Origin of the sequence: Neobacillus drentensis (genome assembly GCF_036965425.1) — a bacterium.
GTDB lineage: Bacteria > Bacillota > Bacilli > Bacillales > Cytobacillaceae > Neobacillus > Neobacillus drentensis_F.
Map to the genome: position 1 here is coordinate 1 of NZ_JBALPP010000200.1, position 1,649 is coordinate 1,649.

A 1,649-nucleotide genomic window follows, 5' to 3' on the forward strand; every position below is an offset into this window, starting at 1 on the left:
TCTAGCAAAACACAATCCTTGTAAAAAAATCTGTAATATCGTACTATAAAAATGAGTGCTAAAATTAATACTAATTTTAGGTATACTCAGGCAGGGTTATGATTTTGGGCGTTTTTCCATTTGGTCGTGGTTGCCCTGAATCGTAACCTTTTTTGTGATTCTTTCATTTTTCTCCCTCAAAGAAGAAGTTAATTAAAATGATTAAAATCTTCTTCTACTATTTTCACAACTTTATAAGCATCACCTCCTAAAAATGCTGTGGATATCTTTTTAAACGCTTTCATTTAAATGCCTTCATTTTTTGCTTTTATCTGATATTAGATCCTTACCTATGGGAGAAAAGTCAGACTACGCGAACAGAAATCCCTGATTCCTCAATGCGGTTAAGTACCGTCTGTTGTGCAGCACTATCGGTTATTAAATAATTTATCTCATGAATATCCGCAAACTTCGCAAAACTTACTTGACCTATTTTTGTATGATCAGTAATGAGAATAACCTTTTCCGCACAATCAATCATTTTCTTTTTCGTTGATGCCTCAATTAAATTTGGAGTTGTTAAGCCATTTTCTACATCAACGCCATTCGTAGCAATAAACGATTTGTCTACACAAATTTGATTGAAGCTGTTTTCAGCCAATGGACCTACCAACGCTAGTGTTTCTGAACGCAGAGAACCACCACATAATAAGACTTCAATTCCAGTTACATCCTTTAATTCATTAGCACATAAAATTGAATTGGTAACCACCTGTAAGCTCGAAAAGTTTCTTAGCTCTTGGGCAAGATAATAAGTTGTCGTACCCGAATCGAGCAAGATACTTTCACCGTTCTCAATGAGCTTAGCCGCTTCCTTTGCAATAGCCCTTTTCTCTTTTTGAAACTGCACTTCTTTCTCAATGTAAGTCGGTTCGAAGGTCACACTTTTGAACAAGACAGCCCCTCCATGTGTTCTTTTTAGCAATTGTGCTTCCTCTAGTTCCTTTAAGTCCCTACGAATTGTTGATTCAGACAAGTCGAAGTGTTGACTTAATTCTTGTACATCCACTCTAGCATTCTTGTTTAGTAACTCTAATATGGCCGACTTTCTTTCTATACCGTACATAGAATCGTTTCCCTCCCAATCATTTAAAATGCGAAATTTGACCGTTTTTAGCTCGTTTTTGAATGAATTTGATTTTTTATGCTCATTTTTGATTATATGTGTTATTTTACCAATTTACAATATCNNATCAATTTTAGAATAATTATGAAAATTTTAAAATTAGGGGGGGAACACTCTGAGTAAGTAAAACTTAGAAGAAAACACAAGTTCGGGCTTCGAATGGTATTAATTTGAGAGAAATGAAAATTCCATTAAGTACATAATGCGCAAGTCAAACTCCTCCGCCTCATGCTCGTCGATTATAGGCCGCTGTATGCACTCAGTATCGTGCCACATATCACGCTGCGCCTTCATTAGCTCCAGCATTCCATACGCAAACTGCCACTTCTTAACACCGCGATCTCTTATCGCCATAATATCACCTCGATAATACTATATGCGAACAGGAGTTCTATATGTAAATGAAAACTTTCTTAAAAAAAGGGAATACTATTCTTCATCACTTTGTTTAAGGAGAATGTAAATGCTCGATTGGATATATTAC

1 protein-coding gene is annotated in these 1,649 nt (G+C 35.6%); it reads right to left on the bottom strand.

The window, feature by feature from the left end; all coding sequences use genetic code 11:
- Window positions 1-343 precede the first annotated feature (343 nt).
- Window positions 344-1,105 (bottom strand): DeoR/GlpR family DNA-binding transcription regulator, encoded by a 762-nt coding sequence (locus V7161_RS29910; RefSeq protein ID WP_335716398.1) that lies wholly within the window; start codon window positions 1,103-1,105, stop codon window positions 344-346.
- Between the last annotated feature and the right edge of the window lie 544 nt (window positions 1,106-1,649).